The organism is Bradyrhizobium erythrophlei (assembly GCF_900129505.1).
GTDB classification, from domain to species: domain Bacteria; phylum Pseudomonadota; class Alphaproteobacteria; order Rhizobiales; family Xanthobacteraceae; genus Bradyrhizobium; species Bradyrhizobium erythrophlei_D.
This window is the reverse complement of record NZ_LT670818.1, coordinates 4,070,454-4,089,260: the sequence shown is the minus strand read 5'-3', so window position 1 is coordinate 4,089,260 and position 18,807 is coordinate 4,070,454. Positions and strand designations below refer to the sequence as shown.

At 60.4% G+C, this 18,807-nt stretch carries 21 protein-coding genes and 3 pseudogenes; 15 read left to right on the top strand and 9 right to left on the bottom strand.

Annotation, left to right across the window (positions count from 1 at the left end):
* Positions 1–11: 11 nt before the first annotated feature.
* On the bottom strand, positions 12–425 hold the full coding sequence (locus B5525_RS19005) for a hypothetical protein (protein ID WP_079567381.1): 414 nt from the start codon (positions 423–425) through the stop codon (positions 12–14).
* Between the two features lie 465 nt (positions 426–890).
* Between B5525_RS19005 and B5525_RS47850 the strand changes: the two genes are divergently transcribed.
* Entirely contained in the window at positions 891–1,184 is a 294-nt protein-coding gene (locus tag B5525_RS47850) for a CHAD domain-containing protein (protein ID WP_079567380.1), read from the top strand.
* A 274-nt stretch (positions 1,185–1,458) separates the two neighbouring features.
* On the opposite strand, the gene B5525_RS18995 is transcribed toward B5525_RS47850, so the two are convergent.
* Positions 1,459–1,710, bottom strand: coding sequence for a hypothetical protein (locus B5525_RS18995; RefSeq protein ID WP_079567379.1), 252 nt, complete (start codon positions 1,708–1,710; stop codon positions 1,459–1,461).
* 206 nt (positions 1,711–1,916) lie between these two features.
* On the opposite strand from B5525_RS18995, the gene B5525_RS18990 reads away from it, so the two are divergent.
* The 3 genes from B5525_RS18990 (at position 1,917) to B5525_RS18980 (ending at position 4,014) form a co-directional block, all read left to right on the top strand.
* Complete coding sequence (locus B5525_RS18990; protein ID WP_079567378.1) at positions 1,917–2,111, top strand: CsbD family protein; 195 nt, start codon at positions 1,917–1,919, stop codon at positions 2,109–2,111.
* 393 nt (positions 2,112–2,504) lie between these two features.
* Complete coding sequence (locus B5525_RS18985; protein ID WP_244567949.1) at positions 2,505–3,383, top strand: hypothetical protein; 879 nt, start codon at positions 2,505–2,507, stop codon at positions 3,381–3,383.
* Positions 3,384–3,543: 160 nt separating this feature from the next.
* On the top strand, positions 3,544–4,014 hold the full coding sequence (locus B5525_RS18980; protein WP_079567377.1) for a PRC-barrel domain-containing protein: 471 nt from the start codon (positions 3,544–3,546) through the stop codon (positions 4,012–4,014).
* Positions 4,015–4,087: 73 nt separating this feature from the next.
* Here the strand turns inward: B5525_RS18980 and B5525_RS18975 are convergent, their stop codons facing one another.
* Together B5525_RS18975 and B5525_RS18970 are read right to left on the bottom strand one after the other, a co-directional pair.
* Positions 4,088–4,297 carry a DUF3606 domain-containing protein gene (locus B5525_RS18975; protein ID WP_079567376.1) on the bottom strand — a complete coding sequence of 70 codons (210 nt, stop codon included), beginning with the start codon at positions 4,295–4,297 and terminating at the stop codon, positions 4,088–4,090.
* A 142-nt stretch (positions 4,298–4,439) separates the two neighbouring features.
* Entirely contained in the window at positions 4,440–4,775 is a 336-nt protein-coding gene (locus tag B5525_RS18970; protein ID WP_079567375.1) for a hypothetical protein, read from the bottom strand.
* 146 nt (positions 4,776–4,921) lie between these two features.
* Between B5525_RS18970 and B5525_RS46390 the strand changes: the two genes are divergently transcribed.
* Together B5525_RS46390 and B5525_RS18965 are read left to right on the top strand one after the other, a co-directional pair.
* Positions 4,922–5,251, top strand: a complete 330-nt coding sequence (locus B5525_RS46390; RefSeq protein ID WP_244567948.1) for a hypothetical protein — start codon at positions 4,922–4,924, stop codon at positions 5,249–5,251.
* A gap of 49 nt (positions 5,252–5,300) precedes the next feature.
* Positions 5,301–6,128 (top strand): DUF1236 domain-containing protein, encoded by an 828-nt coding sequence (locus B5525_RS18965; RefSeq protein ID WP_244567947.1) that lies wholly within the window; start codon positions 5,301–5,303, stop codon positions 6,126–6,128.
* 90 nt (positions 6,129–6,218) lie between these two features.
* On the opposite strand, the gene ltrA is transcribed toward B5525_RS18965, so the two are convergent.
* The gene (ltrA, locus tag B5525_RS18960; RefSeq protein ID WP_079567373.1) at positions 6,219–7,550 is read right to left on the bottom strand and encodes a group II intron reverse transcriptase/maturase; all 1,332 of its coding nucleotides are present in this window, start codon (positions 7,548–7,550) and stop codon (positions 6,219–6,221) included.
* A gap of 666 nt (positions 7,551–8,216) precedes the next feature.
* On the opposite strand from ltrA, the gene B5525_RS18950 reads away from it, so the two are divergent.
* Together B5525_RS18950 and B5525_RS18945 are read left to right on the top strand one after the other, a co-directional pair.
* Complete coding sequence (locus tag B5525_RS18950) at positions 8,217–10,067, top strand: PAS domain S-box protein (RefSeq protein ID WP_244567946.1); 1,851 nt, start codon at positions 8,217–8,219, stop codon at positions 10,065–10,067.
* A 267-nt stretch (positions 10,068–10,334) separates the two neighbouring features.
* On the top strand, positions 10,335–10,850 hold the full coding sequence (locus B5525_RS18945; RefSeq protein WP_079567372.1) for an inorganic diphosphatase: 516 nt from the start codon (positions 10,335–10,337) through the stop codon (positions 10,848–10,850).
* A gap of 300 nt (positions 10,851–11,150) precedes the next feature.
* Here the strand turns inward: B5525_RS18945 and B5525_RS18940 are convergent, their stop codons facing one another.
* Positions 11,151–11,735, bottom strand: a complete 585-nt coding sequence (locus B5525_RS18940; RefSeq protein WP_079567371.1) for a phosphatase PAP2 family protein — start codon at positions 11,733–11,735, stop codon at positions 11,151–11,153.
* Between the two features lie 99 nt (positions 11,736–11,834).
* On the opposite strand from B5525_RS18940, the gene B5525_RS18935 reads away from it, so the two are divergent.
* The 3 genes from B5525_RS18935 (at position 11,835) to B5525_RS18925 (ending at position 14,427) form a co-directional block, all read left to right on the top strand.
* Positions 11,835–12,176 (top strand): DUF3147 family protein, encoded by a 342-nt coding sequence (locus tag B5525_RS18935; protein WP_079567370.1) that lies wholly within the window; start codon positions 11,835–11,837, stop codon positions 12,174–12,176.
* A gap of 2 nt (positions 12,177–12,178) precedes the next feature.
* Complete coding sequence (locus B5525_RS18930) at positions 12,179–12,607, top strand: DUF3147 family protein (protein ID WP_079567369.1); 429 nt, start codon at positions 12,179–12,181, stop codon at positions 12,605–12,607.
* A 119-nt stretch (positions 12,608–12,726) separates the two neighbouring features.
* Positions 12,727–14,427, top strand: coding sequence for an alpha-amylase family protein (locus B5525_RS18925; protein ID WP_079567368.1), 1,701 nt, complete (start codon positions 12,727–12,729; stop codon positions 14,425–14,427).
* On the opposite strand, the pseudogene B5525_RS44045 reads toward B5525_RS18925, so the two are convergent.
* Positions 14,415–14,923 (bottom strand): annotated as a pseudogene (locus B5525_RS44045) (DUF3459 domain-containing protein); the annotation flags it as partial. The gene B5525_RS18925 and the pseudogene B5525_RS44045 sit on opposite strands and share 13 nt — an antisense overlap.
* Positions 14,921–15,419, bottom strand: a pseudogene (locus B5525_RS46385) (Ku protein); the annotation flags it as partial. The pseudogenes B5525_RS44045 and B5525_RS46385, both read right to left, overlap by 3 nt.
* Before the next feature lie 497 nt (positions 15,420–15,916).
* Here B5525_RS46385 and B5525_RS18915 point away from each other — a divergent pair.
* From B5525_RS18915 to hspB, 3 genes and pseudogenes are all read left to right on the top strand, one after another.
* Positions 15,917–16,165: a hypothetical protein gene (locus tag B5525_RS18915; protein ID WP_079573537.1), complete on the top strand. Its 249-nt coding sequence runs from the start codon at positions 15,917–15,919 to the stop codon at positions 16,163–16,165.
* Positions 16,166–16,739: 574 nt separating this feature from the next.
* Positions 16,740–17,370, top strand: a pseudogene (locus B5525_RS18910) (NYN domain-containing protein).
* Between the two features lie 354 nt (positions 17,371–17,724).
* Positions 17,725–18,186, top strand: a complete 462-nt coding sequence (gene hspB / locus B5525_RS18905) for a small heat shock protein HspB (protein WP_079567367.1) — start codon at positions 17,725–17,727, stop codon at positions 18,184–18,186.
* 15 nt (positions 18,187–18,201) lie between these two features.
* Here the strand turns inward: hspB and B5525_RS46380 are convergent, their stop codons facing one another.
* Entirely contained in the window at positions 18,202–18,366 is a 165-nt protein-coding gene (locus B5525_RS46380) for a hypothetical protein (RefSeq protein WP_244568142.1), read from the bottom strand.
* Between B5525_RS46380 and B5525_RS18900 the strand changes: the two genes are divergently transcribed.
* A complete protein-coding gene (locus tag B5525_RS18900) occupies positions 18,292–18,777 on the top strand; it encodes an Hsp20/alpha crystallin family protein (RefSeq protein ID WP_244568054.1) in 486 nt (161 codons plus the stop codon). The genes B5525_RS46380 and B5525_RS18900 overlap by 75 nt on opposite strands.
* Positions 18,778–18,807: the final 30 nt, after the last annotated feature.

The following is an 18,807-nucleotide window of genomic DNA, read 5'->3' as shown; positions in this document are numbered from 1 at the left end:
CGAAAAGCCCGTCAGATATCAGCAGCCTCATATCGAGCCGCGGGTTGGGACGTCTTAATCTTTTCATCCATTGGGCTTGCAGGCAATTGCAGCACCGTGGCCCGTTGTCCAACTGCGAGATCGGTGACCAGAACGACTGCACCATTTGAAAATTCCAGCGCGTCGTGATGGCGGCTCGGCTGGTCGAGGGCGACCTGGCGAAACCGTGCCAGCCGATCGCCGATTTTCTTCCGAAACAAAAAACCGCCGGCTTGAACGTCATTCTCGAATGCGAGCTCGGTTCCTGGACGAAGGCAGACCGCAACCTGCGGATTGCCCGGGCTCGCAAAGCCCCTGGTCGTTGTAGATTTGAATTTGGTTGACACCAACGTTTCCGCGACCTCTGCGGGACGAGTTGCGACCGCATGTACGCTGTAATCGCACATGGAGCGCTCCTGTAAATGGCCACCCAGCCAACCCTGAACCTTCGCAGACCTCTTTGGTTGCGATATCGCCGAAAAAACCGCCGGCGTGAACCGGCGGGCTGACGGCTCTGAGACTGGAGTGACATCCATGCCCGCCGGACCGCCATTGAACGGCTTTAGGAATCGGGCAGCGCCGCCGGCGACGTTTCGGGAAATTCATTGCTGTGCGGATGCGGTCTGCAACTTTTGGCCATTCAAGCGCTTGTCAAAGCATCATCTGGGAACGCCTTCCGTGCCGCCGCTAGTTGAAACCGAAGTCAAGCTTGAGCTTCCCTCCTCGGAGGTAATGAGGCTAAGCAAGCTCGTTCCCTGCGGCATATGACGCCTCCGAAACAGGTGACGCAGGTCTCGCTCTACTTCACTTCGACACGGACAAGTTTGCGCTGCGGAAAAACGGCGTGACGTTTCGGGTGCGCCGCACCGGCCATCGCTGCGGCCGATATTCGAGACCAGAGTGCGCCGAACGACCTACCCGCTCGAGGTCGGGGGATCGAAGGTCGAAGTGGCGCTGGCCGGCTGCTGACGAAATTAGATCCACACAGGCGACACAAGCTTCGCATACAGGCCAAAAAGCTTCGCTATGCGGCCCAATTCTTCGAAACGGTGCTCTCCGGCAAGAAGGTGTCAAGGCTGCGCACAGCACAGCGTTCCTCTCGGCGCTCGGGGAAGTGCGGGACTGCCTTGGCGACCTCAACGACATCAGCGTGCATGAGCACTTGACTGCGGAAATCGCGACGGAGCCCGCGCCGAGTACAAAAGCCCAGGACCGCGCTCGACGGGCGTTCGCCGCAGGTGTCCTCACGGGCCAGGAGGAAGCCCGCATCAACACAGTTATGGCTGCCGCCGTCGCATCGTTCAAGAGGCTTGCGTCAGCAAAACCATTTTGGAAGTAGCACCGATGACGTCGGCAAACGAAAACCCGCCCGTGATGGAAATCAACGAGCGGGTTAGTCTTACGATAAGCAGACAACAGGTTGGAAGGTAATTCGTCCGCTTAGTTGCGATCGTGATCGATGATGACCTTACGATCCGGCTCTCTCTCGCGTTCCCTGATAACCGTGGTGTCACGGGGTTCGCGCTCCTTGATGATGGTTGTTCGCTCACGATCTCGATCGCGGTGGTCCGCGCCTACTGTGACGCCGGCTCCAACTGGGCCAACTCCGACCCCAACGCCAACGTCTTCCGCGCTCGCCGGTACAGCGGCGCATAGACTTGCCACTGCGATAATTGCCAATGCGTATTTCATGGTCCGCTCCGTTTGTTAACAACGCAGTGAGAACGGGTTTCATCGGCAAAAAGTTCCGACGCATTGAGCCCTTCGCCGCAGCGCAACGCAGTGCTCGTCCTTCGGGAGCCCCTTCATTTCGCCGCTCGGTCGCGGTCTCAAGCGCCGACTAGGAACCTGATACCAACCGGAGCGTTGCCCAATTCTGGAAGACGGAAGGATGCGTCATGGACTGGAATCGAGGGAATTGGAAAGAGATCAAGGGCAAGGTCAAACAGAAGTGGGCCAAGCTGACGGACGATGATCTAACCGCCATCAACGGCCAGCGCGATCAGCTCGAAGGTCGGCTGCAAAAGCGTTATGGCTATGCAAAAGATCAAGCCCGCAAGGACGTTGACGATTGGTTTTCGACGTTGCCGTGAGCCCGATCATTTGGACGCCCGAGAGCTTGCCTGAAAATCTCGACGGCCTCGCCAAAGCTAGGCCGTCGGTTTCAGAGTTGGTCGATAGTTTGGACGATCCAGTGCGTGGCCGGATCGACCAATATTGTACTCCGCCAACGAGATTGCCGCGACAAGTGGTCACGCCTGCCGCCGATACCTCGCAAAGCTGATTCCAGTTGCCGGCGGATCCTCGCCAGCGCGAGCGCCTATCACGGCGCCGCTACAGCGCCATCTTGCGGCTGCGAACCACACGGGGGTGAAAGCGTGGGCGTCGTCGCGGCGACATCAAGCTAAACCAAATTCCGTTGGAGGAACTTTCCTCACATTCCAACATTTTCCCGACATCGAATTCAACATGTTGGGAGTATTTTTATGGACCAGGTAATGCGACCCGCTGGGGTACTCGAGGAGATTGGGGAAGTAGACACGGCGATAGTGAGCGAGGTTGAGGAGCCATCGAGCGCCGGAGTCTCGTGGGCGGCTGTGGTGGCCGGCGCAGTCGCTTCCTGCGCGTTGACATCGGTTTTATTGGCATTCGGAGCGGGCCTCGGATTTTCCGTGGTTTCGCCATGGCCCAATTCTGGCGTTTCCGCAACCAGTTTCGAAATCGGCACCGGGCTCTACTTCATCGTGATGGCGATGATCTCGTCGGCGGTCGGCGGCTATCTGGCGGGCCGGCTGCGCAACCGATGGATTGGAGTGCGGTCCTCCGAAGTTCTTTTTCGAGATACCGCGCATGGTTTTCTGGCGTGGGCACTGGCTTCCGTGCTCGGCGCGATCCTGCTCGCTTCGCCCGCCAGTTCGTTGATCAGTAGTGCGACGTCGGGCGCAGTGCAGGCGGCCGGCTCGCCGCAGGCCGCGAGTCCAATGGATGGCTATGTCGATATGCTGCTGCGGCCGAACAACCCCTCCCCTGAGAACACCAATAGCGCCGAAACGCGACGCGAGCTCAGTCGGCTACTGACGGCCGACTTCCGCAATGGGGCCGAACCTTCTCCGGCCGATCGTAGCTATATCGCAAAAGTGGTCGCTGCCCGAACTGGGCTCAGTCAGGTCGAGGCGGACCGGCGCGTCGGCGATGTGATCGCTCAAGTCAAGGCGGATCTCGAAACGGCCCGCAAAGCTGCCGTGCATCTATCGATCTGGCTAACGCTTTCGCTTTTCATCGGCGCCTTTTCAGCTGCGCTGGCGGCGACCGAGGGCGGCGGGCTGCGTGATGGCACTTGGGGCAAGAGAGCATGGCTTGGCTAACAACCCTGGAAACGAAAGGAACATCTTATGCCGATTCTTCTATGGCTGCTCGGAATACCGATACCCCTGATCATCTTGATCATGCTGCTGCATCATTAACAGCTGATTTCGTTGATCCACCAAGACGACAGACACACCCACACTCACACTGGAGATGAAAATGAAATCGAACTATCTGGCAGCTGCATTGGTTGGCGCCACGCTTTTGACTGGTGCGGCCTTTGCACAGAACGCCACCACCGATCGGTCCAATGTCAATACGGCAGTCCACAGGGATGGCCAGTGGCGGGCTTCCAAGGTGATCGGCATTAACGTCTACAACGACAACAACGAGAAGATTGGCGACATTCAGGAGCTGATCGTCGACAAGTCCGGCAAGGTCGATAACGTGGTCCTTGGCGTTGGGGGCTTCCTCGGCATGGGTGAACATTATGTCGCGGTGCCGATGGAAAAATTGAGATGGGTCAATGAGCCCGTCCGCACGTCATCGACCGCGCCTGCCGACAAATCCACGGTTGGCGAAGCCAATCGCGCCAATCGGTCGGCGGATGAAAAATGGTATCCGGATCACGCGGTCTTCAACGCCACCAAGGATCAGCTGAAGGCGATGCCGCAGTTCAAGTACAACTGATAATCCCATAAGGAAGCCGCCTCGCAACGTTCGGCGGGGCGGTTTTGGGGTCGTGCAGCCCGGTGCGACGGATTTACGCTGGGTCGGTTCCGGTGAAGCCTGGCAACTTGCCGCGTTGAAGCTCAATTTCCTTGGTTACCGCCGCGATCGAGTTACCCACCTTTTCGACAACGGCCTTCAATTCATCAGCGGATACGCCGAGCCTCCGGGCCCACGCCCGTACCTGAGCCGAATCTGTCAGGTTGATTTTATTGCGAAGGGGCGGATGATTTGTGCGATGCATGAGCGGCGTTTCCCTAATTGCGGGTCAACGGCATCCGAATCGCTTCGTTCCGCTTTGCCCTTGGGCGCCCCCATGCAAACGAAGAACCCGCCGCGCAGGTTTGCCGGCGGGTTCAGCAGTTCTTCCTCCTGAGTCAGTTGCCTTACCAACGATCGTCGCCGACGCCTACTCCAACGCTGACGCCCGGCGCCCGGAAGCCGACGCCGGCACGCGGACCGTCATCCCAGTCACGATAGGTACGGTGCTCGATGTATCGCTCGCGCGGTGCGTAGTTATAAGAATCCCGGATGATGACGCGGCTGCCGCCGCGAGTGCGATAGCATCGTCCGTCATCGCTACAGATCATACGCACGGGTTGCACGACCGGCAGATCCGAACTTGCGTATTCGCTGCTCGTATAGATGTCAGCTGCGTTTGCTGCGCTGCCGGCAAACAGGGCGCCGGCGCCCGCCAGTACCGTGACTACTAATTTCCTCATGGGTTCCTCCGTCCGTTACTGCCCTTAGGTTAAAGCCTGCAACTCATCTTCGTTCCCGAGATCGAAACGCGTCGCTAAGCAGGCAACCCCGATCGCGAGTTCCAACTCGCCACGAGGAGATTGCAGCGGCGATCTGGAACAGCGCGTTGCCCGCGAGAGTTAGTTTTGCGGCCTTTAAGCCAACACCAGCACAAGGAGTGAAACATGAGGGAACGTTTGTTGATTACGACTACCATCGGTTTGATGCTCGGCGCCGGCGCATACGCGCAATCACCGAGCGAGCAGCCAAGAAACAGCTCGCCTCCGGCGGCGCAAAGTCAGAACAATTCGAATTCGTCAGCGCCGTCGGCGTCCTCTTCGACACCGTCTTCGCAGAGTTCGACGCCGACGGCCCAGAACACGCAGTCATCGCCTTCCGCGACCTCAAGATCGCAAACGACGACAAGCCAATCGACCCCGGCCACGGGCAACACTGACTCTCCGCGCTCGCAAGCCCAGTCAAACCAGGCTTCCCCTCCTTCGCAGATGCGACAGGATAACAATGCAGCGGCGCCTTCACAGACTCAATCTGCCCAACAGCCGAACTCATCGTCCCAGGCGCAAACCAACACGGCTCCTCCGGCAACCAACCGGACGCAGTCGTCGCCCAGCGACACCAACACGAATACCAACGCCGGAACCCAACCCTCTACTAACACAGCGGCCCAGCCGTCTAACAACCAGACCAACACGGCGGCTCAACCGTCGAACAACCAAACCGGCACCGCGCAGTCGCGCTCGTCCAACGTCAACATCTCGGCCAATTTGGATGACCGCCAGCGCACCCGCGTCACTGAGTCGATTACCAAGCTGAATGCGAGGCCGGTGGAAAACGTCAACTTCTCATTGTCGGTCGGAACGGTGGTTCCAAGGGACGTGCGCTTCCAACCGCTTCCCGCTGATGTTGTCGAGGTTGTTCCACAATATCGCGGATACAATTTCTTTGTCGTCCGCGATGACGTCGTGATTGTCGACCCGTCGAGCTACCAAATCGTCGACGTGCTACCACGCACGGGCCGAGCGACTGCCGCCGCGCCTGCATCTCGCAAGATGAGCTTTTCCGACACGGACAGGGAAGTCATTCGCAAACACGCCCGGTCTGCCCGGACAGAACAGCGCACCACCGGCAGCAGCACCTCTTCGACCCGGGTCCGCGTTGGTGATCGCTTGCCGGATTCGGTGGAGATCAGATCTTTCCCCGAGGAGGTCTATCGGGAATCGCCGACGCTACGGGAGTATCGCTATATCGAGCGCGACAACAGAACCTACGTGGTTGAGCCGCACGAGCGTACGATCATCGAAGAGATCGACTAATCGGCATAGGGGCGCGGAGATTGTGTCTCCGCGTCCCCTGCCACACCACCCGGCATGCGGGTCCGCACCGGGCGGTTCGATGGGTTGAGGTCAACTGGCAAGTTTAGGGACTCCCAGCCGTTTGAAGAGATCGTTCGGCAGCGCCATGTTGGGCGCCATCGCCGAGTTGTGCCACCAGCGTCGGCTGTTGGCGGCAACCCGTCTGGCTGCTTCGGGAGGCATCCCGCGGGCGAGCAGCTCGCGGTAAATGACCTCGCCTCGTTTCCAGTGCTTGAGCTGCACCGCCCGAAGGCGGTGGCGGACCCAACCATCGATGTCGGCGAACGCTCGTGGCGTGTCCGCGAGCCGGAAGTAAGCTTTCCAGCCCGATAGATACGTTCCAAGAGGTTTGCACATCTGCGCGAGGCTCCGTCCGGCACTGCGCCGGGTGAGTTCGCGCACGCGCTCTTTCATGCGTCTGATGGCCTGTGGCGCCACGCGCCGCCGGATCGTCCGTCCCGTGGCTATCCAGAACGAGAAGCCGAGGAACTTTGATGCCGTGGCGCGCGTCACCTTGCTCTTGGTCTCGTTGACACGGAGCTTCAGCTTCCCGAACAACTTTCGCAGCGAGGCCATGACCCGTTCGCCCGAGCGCTGCGTCCGAACGTAGACGTTCAGATCGTCGGCGTAGCGGACGAAGGCATGTCCCCGTCGCTCCAGCTCCTTGTCGACTTCGTCCAACAGCACGCCTTGCGGCGTTCCCTCCTCCCGCTCGATCACCACCCCATTGGCGAGCACGCCCGCATTGAGGTAGCGGCGGATCAGCCGCAGCACACGACGGTCCGCGATCCGCTCGGCCAGCCTTCCCATCAGGATGTCGTGGTTGACCCGGTCGAAGAACTTCTCCAGGTCGATGTCCACCACAAAGCTGCGGCCTTCCTGCACATAGGCTTGCGCGCGACGAACCGCGTCGTGCGCACTCCGTCCGGGCCGGAAGCCGTAGCTCGCATCCGAGAAGGTTGGGTCGAACAGCGGTTGCAGGACCTGCAGCAGGGCCTGCTGGATAAGGCGGTCAAGCACCGTCGGGATGCCAAGCTCGCGCTCGCCCCCGCCGGGCTTTGGGATCGTCACCCTTCTCACCGGCTGCGGCTGGTAGCGTCCGGCGAGCAATTCCTCGCGCAGACGCGGCCAGTGCCCGCGCAGGTGATCGGGCAACTCCTCGACCGTCATTCCGTCGATGCCGGGACTTCCCGCGTTCTGTCGAACGCGCTTCAATGCGGCCCGAAGGTTCTGGCGTTCGCACGCCTGCTCCATCAGGTCGCTGCTTCCCAGGCGCTCGTTGCCGCTGCCAGCCGGGGACGCTTCCACACGCAAGCGCGGCCCTTGCGGCTTCACCGCGCCGACCGTTTGTGCGCCCGGACCTTGGTCCGACTTCTGTGACATGGCGTCCTCGGGGTCCACAGGCGTTTCGCCCTTCCCATGGTTCGGCCTTTCGTCCTGCAGCCGCCAAGGCTTCGACAAAACTACTATGGCCTCTGCTGACTTCTCGCTCCGCTGGCCTCACGGCCATCGTCGCCCTTTCAGGCGCAAGGCGAGATCTCCCCGGGTAAGAACATCGACCTTCGCTGCACGACCGCCGGATCTACGTCGCCTTGCCTTGGTCACGAGGGCTTCGCGGTTACGTGCCCGCTCGCCCTGCTCGGCTCCGCCTTCTATCCGGTTCCCGTTCGTCGGCCCGCAGCTTCGCTCCCCGCTTCCTTCACGCCGGCCTCACGGTCCGACGCTCTGCGGTTCACTTCGCTCGCTGTGACCAGCTCACGAGAGGACTTTCACCTCAAAGTCAATGCCCATGCCGGGCGCACACGAAAAAGAAAGGCGGCCCTCGGGCCGCCTTTCTCCATTCAGGCGCCGGCCGTTACTCCGGGCCCCGACTCTGCGGATCGGCGAAACGCAACGATGCGGCATTCACTGTGGTTCCCTAGAGGGGCAGTGATTCCAGCTAATTGGAACCCACCTGTCGGGGTTGGAGTTAATTGGTACGTTGACTTTGACCGGCGCTAGTGGAGTGGCGTATTTGATATCGGGATGTCCACGTACCGGAGAGCATCCATGACAAGCTTTGCCGATCAAATGGGGTTCGCTACTCCGTTGCCGGTCTTGCTTGACGAGCATGTACTGGACCTTCCCGATCAGCTGCTGGATTTGCTGCCAGTCGGCGTCTATGTCTGCGATCAGGATGGCCTTATCGTCCGCTACAACCGCGCCGCCGCGGAGCTATGGGGTCGTTCGCCGGAGATCGGCGATCCCACGGTTCGTTTCTGCGGTTCCTATCGCCTCTACGGCGTGAAGGGCCCCTTGATCCCTCATGCGAAATGCCCAATGGCTGAAGTGCTCGCGACCGGGCAGGGGTTGCGCGATCAGGAAATCATTATCGAGCGGCCCGGCGGAACGCGCATTGTGGCGCTTGTAAGCATCGAAGCGATCAAGGACCGCTTCGGCTGCGTCGCCGGAGCCGTAAATGTCTTCCGCGCGAAACCCGAGCAACCTGCCGGCCGGCCATATCTGAACGGACGCGGGCGAGACTCCGATGCGATCCTTCAGTCATTGCCCGTGGCGGTCTATACGACAGATGCCGCAGGACGGATCACCTTCTACAACGAGGCCGCGGCGCAGCTTTGGGGGGTTCGTCCGGAACTCGGCAAAAGCGAGTTCTGCGGTTCATGGAAAATGTATTGGCCCGACGGCATGCCGTTGCCGCACCACGAGTGCCCGATGGCGTTGGCGCTGAAGGAAAAGCGTCCCGTCAGAGGCATGGAGGCGATCGCCGAGCGACCCGATGGCACGCGCGTACCGTTCATTCCCTATCCGTCGCCGCTTTTCGACGCCTCCGGTGCCTTGATCGGCGCGGTGAACACGCTTGTGGATATCACCGACCGCCACGAGGCCGAACAGCGGTTGCGCGAAAGCGAGGCCCGCTATCGAGGCATCGCCGCGATCGTCGAGTCCTCCGAGGATGCCGTCGTGACAAAGGACCTCAACGGCATCATAACGACCTGGAATCACGGCGCGGCGCGGCTGTTCGGCTATACGGCGGAAGAAGTGATCGGCAAGCCAATCACAATCCTCATTCCAGCCGAACGGCACGACGAGGAGCCCAGCATCCTGGCCCGCATTCGCTGCGGCGAGCGCATCGACCATTATGAAACCGTTCGGCAACGCAAGGACGGCAGCACCGTCGATATTTCGCTGACGGTGTCGCCGGTCAGAAATCCGGAAGGCAAGATCATCGGCGCGTCGAAAATCGCCCGTGACATCACCGAGCGCCGGCGATCTGAGGAGCAGCAGCGCCTGCTGCTGCGCGAGTTGGACCACCGCGTCAAGAATCTGTTTGCGCTGGCCAGTGGCGTCGTGGCCATCAGTGCACGCTCGGCGGCTACGCCGGACGAACTCGCGTCGGCGGTGCGGGACCGATTGGGGGCGCTGGCGCGCGCGCATGCGCTGACACTGCCAGTGACCTCCGAGGGTGGCAAGCGCATCGAACAGTCGACGACACTGCACGCCTTGATCCGGACGATCCTCTCGCCCTACGAAGGGCAAACCGACATCGAACGGGCCCGGGTCGCGATCACTGGACCGGATATGCGACTTGCGGGCGGCCTTGTGACGACGTTCGCGCTGCTTCTGCATGAATTCGCGACCAACGCCGCCAAGTACGGCGCTCTCTCTACTTCCGCGGGCCACATTGAGATCGCCTGTTCCGAGCCCGACGGCCAGTTCGCCTTGACATGGCGCGAACGCGGCGGACCGCCGATCGACAGCCCTACCGGTAGCGAGGGATTTGGCACGATGCTCGCCCGCGCGACCGTGAGGGATCAATTGCGCGGCGAGATTTCACGCGAGTGGGAGCCGGAAGGCCTTACGATCCGACTCTCTTTCCCCAGAAATCGAATCACCCCATAGGGGAGCGGGTCACCGTCCCGATCCGGCGCGAAATATCCGCACCCAGCCCATCGCCTGATGGCGAGCGCTTGCTGTACTCACCGCGTCAGACACAACCGAAAGGTCGCTGGGAGTTTGCGGCGCAACGCGGAACTTCGGCGCCGCTCGCCGGTTTATGTGACGATCGCGGTGAGTTTTGCTGTCGAGAAATCATCGGTGTAGCGCGAAAACCGCCGCCCATCTGATTGCGTATGGTTTGATCATTAAGAGTGAGAGTGCCGCCCTTAGATGCCGAATCTCACAAAGCTTCCAACCTGGGCCGACAAGACGCATATCAACGCGGTGGTAGAGACTCCTCGCGGAAGTCATTGCAAACTGGAATTTGACCCGAAGCATCGCGCATTCACTCTCGCAAAGCCGTTATTGGCCGGACTGACATATCCCTATGATTGGGGATTCGTCCCATCGACCCAGGCTGAAGACGGCGATCCTCTCGACATTCTTGTGATCCACGATGCCGGGACCTATCCCGGCTTAATTCTCCGCTGCAAGCCGATCGGGGTGCTCGAAGTTGTTCAGACCACCAAGCGTAGGAAAGAAAGGAACGACCGAATTTTCGCGGTGCCGGACCGTTCACCTTTTGAGGGCGATCTGCAGGACGTGCGGCATCTTCCAGCACGGGCGGTTGAGGAGCTGGAGAAATTTTTCGAAGCCACAGATGCGCTCGAAGACAAGAAGCTTGAATTTCTGGGATGGCGCGGCCCGGCCCACGCAATCAAGACGATCAAGCGGCTATCCCGGTAAACAGAGCGTCTGCCGCAACGACCGGAATTGAAGTCGATGCGACCCTTTGGCGCGCTTGAATTGAAGCCAGCGCGTCCGCAAAATACGTCCACCATCGTTTGCGAGCCGTCGTGACCAGACTTCCATCGATTCAATCGATCTATCATCCGCCGCCAATATCCGCTGGCTCGAAGCACGGGCCGTCAATCTGTTCCCAGTTCGATTTTGGGGGAACCTATGCGCTGCTGATGGAACACGGCAACGCCTGAACGAAACCGACCTCCGCAGCGTTATCTCGGTTCCGTTGTGTTTAAAATTTTGTCAGCCCTTATCAGCGCGCCCCGGCCCACCATGGATAGGCATGGGCTTCGTCATCCGCCGCAAGAGACGTTCCACGATGACGCCGAGACCAAGGCCCGCCAGCACATCGGTGAACCAATGGGCCAGCAGGACGACGCGTGTGCCGACAAGCAACGCGCCAGCTGCCCAAACCAAATTTCGGATTTTCGAAGGCAATAGCGTCGCCGCGGACGCCAGAGCGCCGACGTGCAGGGCATGACCGGACGGAAACGCGTCCTCCGATTTTCCGGAAAACGGGACGCCGCGCCAGTGTCCCCGGACAGTGCGGCGGTCAGGTCGCTCCTGATCGATGACGGCTTTGAGTATATGCGGCAGGACTGCGGACGACAGCGAACATAGCAGCAAGTGCGTGCTCAGCCGGCGTAGTGGCTGTTCCGACCGGCGGGTGAGCAGCCAGCTGATGGTCGCGGCTGCGATGAGCAGGTGTTCGTCTGCGCCCCATGTCAAAACCTCGGCGGTTCGCTCGATGGGAACGTCGGCGTGTCGCGCGATACCACGAGCGATGTCTTTGTCGAGTCGTGTAGGCCGGACAGTAATGAGAGCCATCGGGTATGATCAAACTGGGGTTTGATTAAGGGAACGCAGGGCTTCACAAAAGGTTCATATCTGTATCTGCGACCCACGGCGGCTTCCGCATTGAGAAACTTGATGGAATACCTCTTTCGTTTTCTGGCCGGTGGCATCGTCGTGTCCGCGTTTGCTGTGCTGGGCGATGTCCTGCGTCCGAAAAGCTTCGCCGGCTTATTCGGTGCAGCACCTTCCGTGGCTCTCGCCACGCTTAGTTTGGCGCTCTGGAAAGAAGGCGGCGACTACGTGTCGATCGAGGGACGGTCCATGGTCCTCGGCGCACTGGCGCTCGCCACTCATAGTTTCGTGGTCTGCCAGCTTCTGATGCGTGCGCGATGGTCCGCGCTGGCTGCGACGACAACTGCTATCCTGCCATGGCTCGCTATCGCTCTCGGATCCAAACAGCTTTTTCTGGGCTGACGATGGTTGTTCGCGTAAAATGGTCGGCATTCAAGCAAGGCCGCTGGTACGAATACGTCTTGCGCTTTGTGCTTGGTGGACTGGCAACAACTCTAGCCGGAGCCGTGGCCAACATTTTCGGCCCGGAAGCAGGAGGTCTGTTTCTCGCCTTCCCTGCAATCTTTTGTGCGAGCGCGACGCTCATTGAAAAACACGAGCGCGAACGCAAGCAAGAACTCGGGCTTTCCGGATACCGCAGAGGAACCGATGCCGCGGCTCTTGATGCCGCCGGAGCCGGATTGGGAAGCATTGGTCTCGCGGCATTTGGCTTGGGCGTATGGCTGCTCGCGCCGACTTTGGCTTTCGGGTCACTGGCGCTGGGCGCGGTGGGCTGGCTTCTTGCCTCAGTGTTGTTATGGCGCCTGCGGCGAGAGGCGCGCATCGTCAAATAATCTTCCCAGCTTCGGGCCACGTCTCTTCTACGCATAACCAACCAAAGGCCGGGGAACTCTGCGAGGGGTAGCAGCTTGATAGAAACCAGCCAAAAAGGCTGATCAAAAACTGCGCGATCATGATCGACGACCTCTGGTACAAGAACAGCGTTTTTTATTGTCTCTCCGTCGGCACCTATATGGACGCCAACGGCGACGGCATCGGCGATTTCAAGGGTCTGTTACGCCGGCTGGATTATTTGCAAGGTTTGGGGATCACCACGATCTGGCTGATGCCGTTTCAGCCGTCGCCCGGCAAGGATGACGGCTACGATATATCGGACTATTACGGTGTCGATCCGCGCTACGGCACGCTCGGCGACTTTGTCGAGTTCACCCATGGCTGCCGGCAACGCGGCATCCGCGTCATTATCGATCTCGTCGTCAATCACACCTCCGACGCGCACAAGTGGTTTCGCGAGGCACGAAGCTCGAAGGAGTCGTCCTATCGCGACTGGTATGTTTGGGCCGACAAGAAGCCTGCCAATGCCGGCAAGGGCATGGTGTTTCCCGGCGTACAGAAATCCACCTGGACATACGATAAGGAAGCCCGGGGCTGGTATTTTCATCGCTTCTATGACTTCCAGCCTGACCTCAACACGTCGAACCCCCATGTGCAGGCCGAGATCCTCAAGATCATGGGTTTTTGGATTCAGGCCGGTGTGTCCGGTTTCCGCATGGACGCCGTCCCGTTCGTGATCGCCACCAAGGGACCGAAGGTCCGGACCCCGGTCGAGCAATACGACATGCTGCGATCGCTCCGGGAATTTCTGCAATGGCGGCAAGGCAACGCCATCATTCTCGGCGAAGCCAATGTGCTGCCCAAGACCGACATGGAATATTTCGGCAAGGACGGCGACCGCATGCACATGATGTTCAATTTTCATGTCAACCAGCATCTGTTTTACGCGCTGGCCTCCGCCGATTCCCGCCCGTTGGCCAAGGCGATGGTAGAGACAAAACCGCGCCCGGCCACCGCGCAATGGGGCCATTTCCTGCGCAACCACGACGAACTCGATCTCGGCCGTCTGACCAAAGACCAGCGCGAAGTGGTGTTCGGGGCTTTTGGCCCCGAGAAAACCATGCAGCTCTACGAGCGCGGCATCCGGCGCCGGCTCGCGCCGATGCTGGGCGGCGACCGGCGCCGCCTCGAGCTTGCCTACAGCCTGCTGTACACGCTGCCGGGAACGTCCGTCATTCGATACGGCGACGAAATCGGGATGGGCGACAATCTCGATCTGCCCGAGCGCAACTGCGCGCGGACGCCGATGCAATGGTCGAACGAACCGCATGCTGGATTCACGGAAAGTGACAAACCTGTTTTGCCGGTGATCGACAAAGGGCCTTACGGATACGAGCACGTCAACGTCGCCAAGCAGCGCCGCGATCCGAACTCGCTGTTGAACTGGACCGAACGCATGATCCGGATGCGCAAGGAAGTTCCGGAAATCGGCTGGGGCGATTTCCAGGTGATCGCGACCCGCGACCCGGCCGCTTTGGTCGTTCGCTACGACTGGCGCAACAATTCGGTATTGTTCGTGCATAATTTCGATGACAAGCCGCGCGAGGTCTCTTTTACGGTCGGCCTGGCCGGGGATGAGGGAAAACTTCTGGTCAATTTGCTGAGCGAGGATCACAGCGAGGCCAACGATCGCGGCAAGCATACGCTCCTTCTCGAAGCCTATGGATATCGCTGGTATCGGGTGGGAGGCCTCGACTATTTGCTCAAACGCAGCGATATCGATACCGACGCCGCCGGCAAGGCCAGTCACCCGGCGTGAGTGCCTGACGTACCAATTATCACACCTTCATTGTCCCGCAAATCCAGCACGCGCTCCAATTTCTCGCCTCGCCGGTCCATCAAGGTTGAAAGCAGTTTCTCCGCGCATCCGACGCGAGCGAAACCGGCTCTGCTCCCAAATTCAAGGCGATCACGACCGAGCCTTCACTACCCTGCCTGCGGTAGAGTAACAAATCTTCCTCTGCCGCCATCGGCACATAGTCGCCGGTCACGAGCTCCGGCCATTTCTTTCTCAGATTGATCAGCGCCTTGTAGAGACTGAGGATCGATCGTTCATCCGCCTCGAGATTGACCACGTTCTCATGGGCAAAATCATCGGCCAACGGCAGCCACGGCGTCAATTCCGAGAAGCCGCCATGGGGCGCGGCGCTCCATTGCATCGGCGTCCGGCAGCCGTCGCGGCCGACTCCGATTCCGGGGACGTTCTTCTCAAAGGGATCGCGCACCTGATCGGGCGCAATAGCGACCTGACGCAGTGTACCCATGAGCCCCTTGTCCAGCGGCTCGAGCGCGATGATGTGCTCGCGGTTGGTCAATACCAGGCGGCCGATGGCGACCTTGTCCATCTCGCGGATCGTTTCACGGATCACGGCGAAAGCGTCGTGCCCGACTTTGCCGTCGGGCACCAGATAATACGGCCGGATCAGATACCGGGGATCGATCTCGGTGCGGTCGACGAACTCGTCAATCTCGATCGTGCGCGTGGATTCCAGCGCCAGTTCCTCGAGTTCCTCCTTGGTCACTTCAATGAACTGATCTTTTTCGAGTTGGTAGCCTTTTACAATGTCTTCGTTGGGCACCTCTTCGCCGGTGTCGGCGTCGACCTTCAGATACTTGATGCGGTGGCCGGGTTTGACGGTTCAGCTGATTGAACGTGATCTTCTCGCTCTCCGAGGTGGCCGGGTACAGCGCGACCGGACAGGTGACCAGGGACAGACGCAGGAAGCCTTTCCAGTTGGCGCGCGGGGCCATGTTACGCGGTACTCCGTTTCGGGCGGCACGGACTCAAGACGAACGGGGACGGCTGGTTCCGACATCCCGCCGACCCTGCCGCCGATTCATCGTTAACGGGGCCCGCGGCGCCAGCGGAGGTCGAGTCATGGGCTTGACTAGCCGGGAACAAACAAGGAACAATGTGGCTCGGCCCGCCGATCCGAGTTCGGGAGCGCACATCCATGACGGCCACGATCGATCTGGACAAGAATCCGTTCTTTCGGGAAGCAGTCGAGCGCGTGCGCAGGCAGTGCAGAATTGAAAGCATCGGGATCGTGCTGCACGCGCGCTTCGGGGTGTCGCTGCCCGAAGATCTGAGCGCAAGGCTTCGGGAGCTTCCGTCGGACGAATTGAAAGAAATGCTTGGCCGGAGCGCCATCGCCGCGACCGCCGAAGAGGCTCTTGCGGTCCAGTTGAAGCACCTTCGCAGCGTCGACGTCCGGACCAGGCCGGGGGGCGAACAAAGGCCGAGCGGGATGAGCGAGGTCACCTACTACGTCGCCCTCCCCCTCGTCGCGGCCGACGACGGCATCGCCGCCGGAGAGGCGGTAGAGTGCTTCAACCCGTCCGCCGTCGTGATGAAGGCTGACGCGCTGTCCCGCAGACCCGGCCACGTCGGCGCGGTCGCTTTCAGCCGGACGGGAGATCCAGCGACGGGCGACTTCGGTGACGCGACGGTGATGCGCAAGTTCGGCGAAGTGCCGGACGATCTGAGCGCGCTGTGATGCCTTATCCGTTGGGCGTCCACGAAGGGCCGCCCGCTTCCGAGAGCAACCGGAGCCCAAAAAATAAACGGCCGCAGCCCTGTCAACTGGCGGATGAACGGCTTCGGCGTGAGGTGCTCGCGGCCGGATGGCCGAGCCGGGGCGGTCGATACACCGAAGGCAGCAGCATCAGAAACAGCGCGCGGTTGGCCTGATACTTGGCGGCGGCTCGGCTGCCTTCAGACCCCTGCATGACAGCACGGCCTTCGGTCGTGCACCGGCACCACCTACATGCCCGCCGACGTTTTCTCAGGCGGATTTCGAAAAGCGGGAGTTGATCCGGCATCGCTATCGCTTATCGGTCATAACATTGTCTTTGCTGCGCAGCGCTGGTTCAAGCGTTTATTAAAAAGGTTTTGAACCCACAAACGATTAGAGATAGCTTGCCTTCCCGGAGCTCGGATTCGGACGGTTGCAAAGAATTCGAGTGAGCGGCAAACCAAGAGCCGCCCCCGCCTCAACTTCGGACTCGCTTCGGTTAACCAGAGCCCGTGGGGGCGCATGCCCGTACCGGGACCCAATTCGAGCCGTCAGAATGTTATCCGTACCCACCAAGATTGTGCTCTTCATCGATGGTGCCAATCTTTACGCCACGGCCAAGACGCTCGGCTTCGACATCGACTACAAGCGCCTGTTGAAGGAATTTCAGGGCCGCGGCGCACTGATGCACGCCTTCTACTACGCGGCCACCATCGAGGATCAGGAGTTCTCCTCCATCCGGCCGCTGCTCGATTGGCTCGATTACAATGGCTACACCGTCGTCACCAAGGCTACTAAGGAATTCGTCGACTCCTCCGGTCGCCGCAAAGTAAAGGGTAATGGACATCGAGCTCGCGGTCGACGCCATGGAGCTCGCCGGACAGATCGACGAGATGATCCTGTTCTCAGGCGACGGCGATTTCCGCTCGCTGGTCGAGGCGGTGCAGCGCCATGGTGTCCGCGTCACGGTCGTCTCCACAATCTCCTGCCAGCCGCCGATGATCGCCGACGAACTCCGCCGCAGGGCGGACATCTTCACCGACCTGATGGAGTTGCGAGTTAAAGTTGGCCGGGATCCATCCCAGCGGCCGCCACCGCGCGAGCGCAGCGATACGCGCGGGCCGCAATTGCTAAGGCGCGCTCCAGCCGCAATACCGCGTGCGGAGCCTGGCGAATTCGATCGTTGATCTGGCCATCGGTCGAGCACGCGCAATGACGCGCTTCTGGAGCGCCGGCGCCGGGGCCTCGGATTGAAACCTGAGAGGAACGCAGCGCTTCCTCTTCGATGGACGCCCTGCCCCCGCGGCCGGTCTGAGAACTTACGGCGCCTTACGGGTTTACACGGGCCAAGCCTGGAACGGGCCCGCCTCCCGAGTTACCGCGAAAAAAATCCGCAAGCCTCTTGAAACCGGGAGCACTTTTTCTAGTTTTTTGCATGCCGCGACAAGCGGTCCGGGCGCCCTTCGGGGGCTCGGCGGAGACGGGCGCCGGAGGTGTCCGACGCCTGCTCGTACCCATCTTGCTCAACGGAGGATTTGGCTATGAGGACTACCTACGATTTTGCTCCCCTTTGGCGGTCGACCATCGGCTTTGACCGCTTATTCGACCTCGTGGATGCCGCGCAGCACGGCGGCACGGAGGACAATTATCCACCGTGCAACGTCGAACGCCTGAGCGAGGACCGCTACCAGATCTCGCTGGCGGTCGCGGGGTTCTCACCCGACGAGATAGCGATCACCGCAGAACAAAGCGTGCTGACCGTGGAAGGCCGGAAAGCCGAGAAACACCAGCGCGAGTTCCTGCACCAGGGAATCTCGTTGCGGCCCTTCAAGCGGCAGTTCAGCTTGGCGGACTATGTCCAGGTCAAGGGCGCGGCCTTCGACAACGGCCTGCTGCAGATCGAACTGGTCCGCGAGATCCCGGAGGCCATGAAGCCGCGTCGGATTTCGATCGAGGGTTCGTCCGCTTCGAACATCCGGCAGATCGACGGCAAGGCGGCCTGATCTCGACGTTAGACTTCACATCATCGAACTGACTTCCGCGGTGGCCCGATCCGCGGCGGAAGTCGCTTGATTGAAGGAGACACAGCGATGGCCATCAAGGATCTCATTCCCTGGAACAACAGAGGCCGCGAGGTCGGTTTCCAGCGTGGTACCGACATCCATCCGTTTTTTGCGTTGCATCGCGAGATGAATCGCATGTTCGACGACGTGTTTCGCGGGTTCGATCTTGCGCCGTTCGGGCCGACCCGCGCCCTGGATGGGCTGGGCTGGCCCCAGATCGACGTCGACCAGACGGACAAGGAGGTGCGCATCACCGCCGAACTGCCCGGTCTCGACGAGAAAGACGTCAGCCTGGAAATCGCAAACGGCGTTCTTTCGATCTCGGGCGAGAAGAAAACGGAATCGGAAGACAAGGCCCGCCGTTTCAGCGAGCGGTACTACGGCCGCTTCGAACGGCGCATCCCGCTGCAGGACATCGAGGAGGACAGAGCCTCAGCCGCGTTCAAGAATGGCGTGCTGACCATTACGGTGCCGCGATCCCCTGAAGCGAAAAACAATGTCCGCCGCATCCCGATCGACCGCAACGGCTGACACAGTTGAACTCCGGGCGTTCAATCGGTG

Excerpts from the sequence above, each read along its gene's own strand:
- B5525_RS19005 (WP_079567381.1), bottom strand. The coding sequence starts at position 425 with ATGTGCGATTACAGCGTACATGCGGTCGCAACTCGTCCCGCAGAGGTC.
- hspB (WP_079567367.1), top strand. The coding sequence starts at position 17,725 with ATGAGGACTACCTACGATTTTGCTCCCCTTTGGCGGTCGACCATCGGC.
- B5525_RS18970 (WP_079567375.1), bottom strand. The coding sequence starts at position 4,775 with ATGAGGAAATTAGTAGTCACGGTACTGGCGGGCGCCGGCGCCCTGTTT.
- B5525_RS18945 (WP_079567372.1), top strand. The coding sequence starts at position 10,335 with ATGCCGAATCTCACAAAGCTTCCAACCTGGGCCGACAAGACGCATATC.
- B5525_RS18925 (WP_079567368.1), top strand. The coding sequence starts at position 12,727 with ATGATCGACGACCTCTGGTACAAGAACAGCGTTTTTTATTGTCTCTCC.
- B5525_RS18995 (WP_079567379.1), bottom strand. The coding sequence starts at position 1,710 with ATGAAATACGCATTGGCAATTATCGCAGTGGCAAGTCTATGCGCCGCT.
- B5525_RS18940 (WP_079567371.1), bottom strand. The coding sequence starts at position 11,735 with ATGGCTCTCATTACTGTCCGGCCTACACGACTCGACAAAGACATCGCT.
- B5525_RS18975 (WP_079567376.1), bottom strand. The coding sequence starts at position 4,297 with ATGCATCGCACAAATCATCCGCCCCTTCGCAATAAAATCAACCTGACA.
- B5525_RS18980 (WP_079567377.1), top strand. The coding sequence starts at position 3,544 with ATGAAATCGAACTATCTGGCAGCTGCATTGGTTGGCGCCACGCTTTTG.
- B5525_RS18915 (WP_079573537.1), top strand. The coding sequence starts at position 15,917 with ATGAGCGAGGTCACCTACTACGTCGCCCTCCCCCTCGTCGCGGCCGAC.
- B5525_RS46380 (WP_244568142.1), bottom strand. The coding sequence starts at position 18,366 with ATGCAACGCAAAAAACGGATGGATGTCGGTACCACGCTGGAAACCGAC.
- B5525_RS18950 (WP_244567946.1), top strand. The coding sequence starts at position 8,217 with ATGACAAGCTTTGCCGATCAAATGGGGTTCGCTACTCCGTTGCCGGTC.
- B5525_RS18990 (WP_079567378.1), top strand. The coding sequence starts at position 1,917 with ATGGACTGGAATCGAGGGAATTGGAAAGAGATCAAGGGCAAGGTCAAA.
- ltrA (WP_079567373.1), bottom strand. The coding sequence starts at position 7,550 with ATGTCACAGAAGTCGGACCAAGGTCCGGGCGCACAAACGGTCGGCGCG.
- B5525_RS18985 (WP_244567949.1), top strand. The coding sequence starts at position 2,505 with ATGGACCAGGTAATGCGACCCGCTGGGGTACTCGAGGAGATTGGGGAA.
- B5525_RS18965 (WP_244567947.1), top strand. The coding sequence starts at position 5,301 with ATGCGACAGGATAACAATGCAGCGGCGCCTTCACAGACTCAATCTGCC.
- B5525_RS18930 (WP_079567369.1), top strand. The coding sequence starts at position 12,179 with ATGGTTGTTCGCGTAAAATGGTCGGCATTCAAGCAAGGCCGCTGGTAC.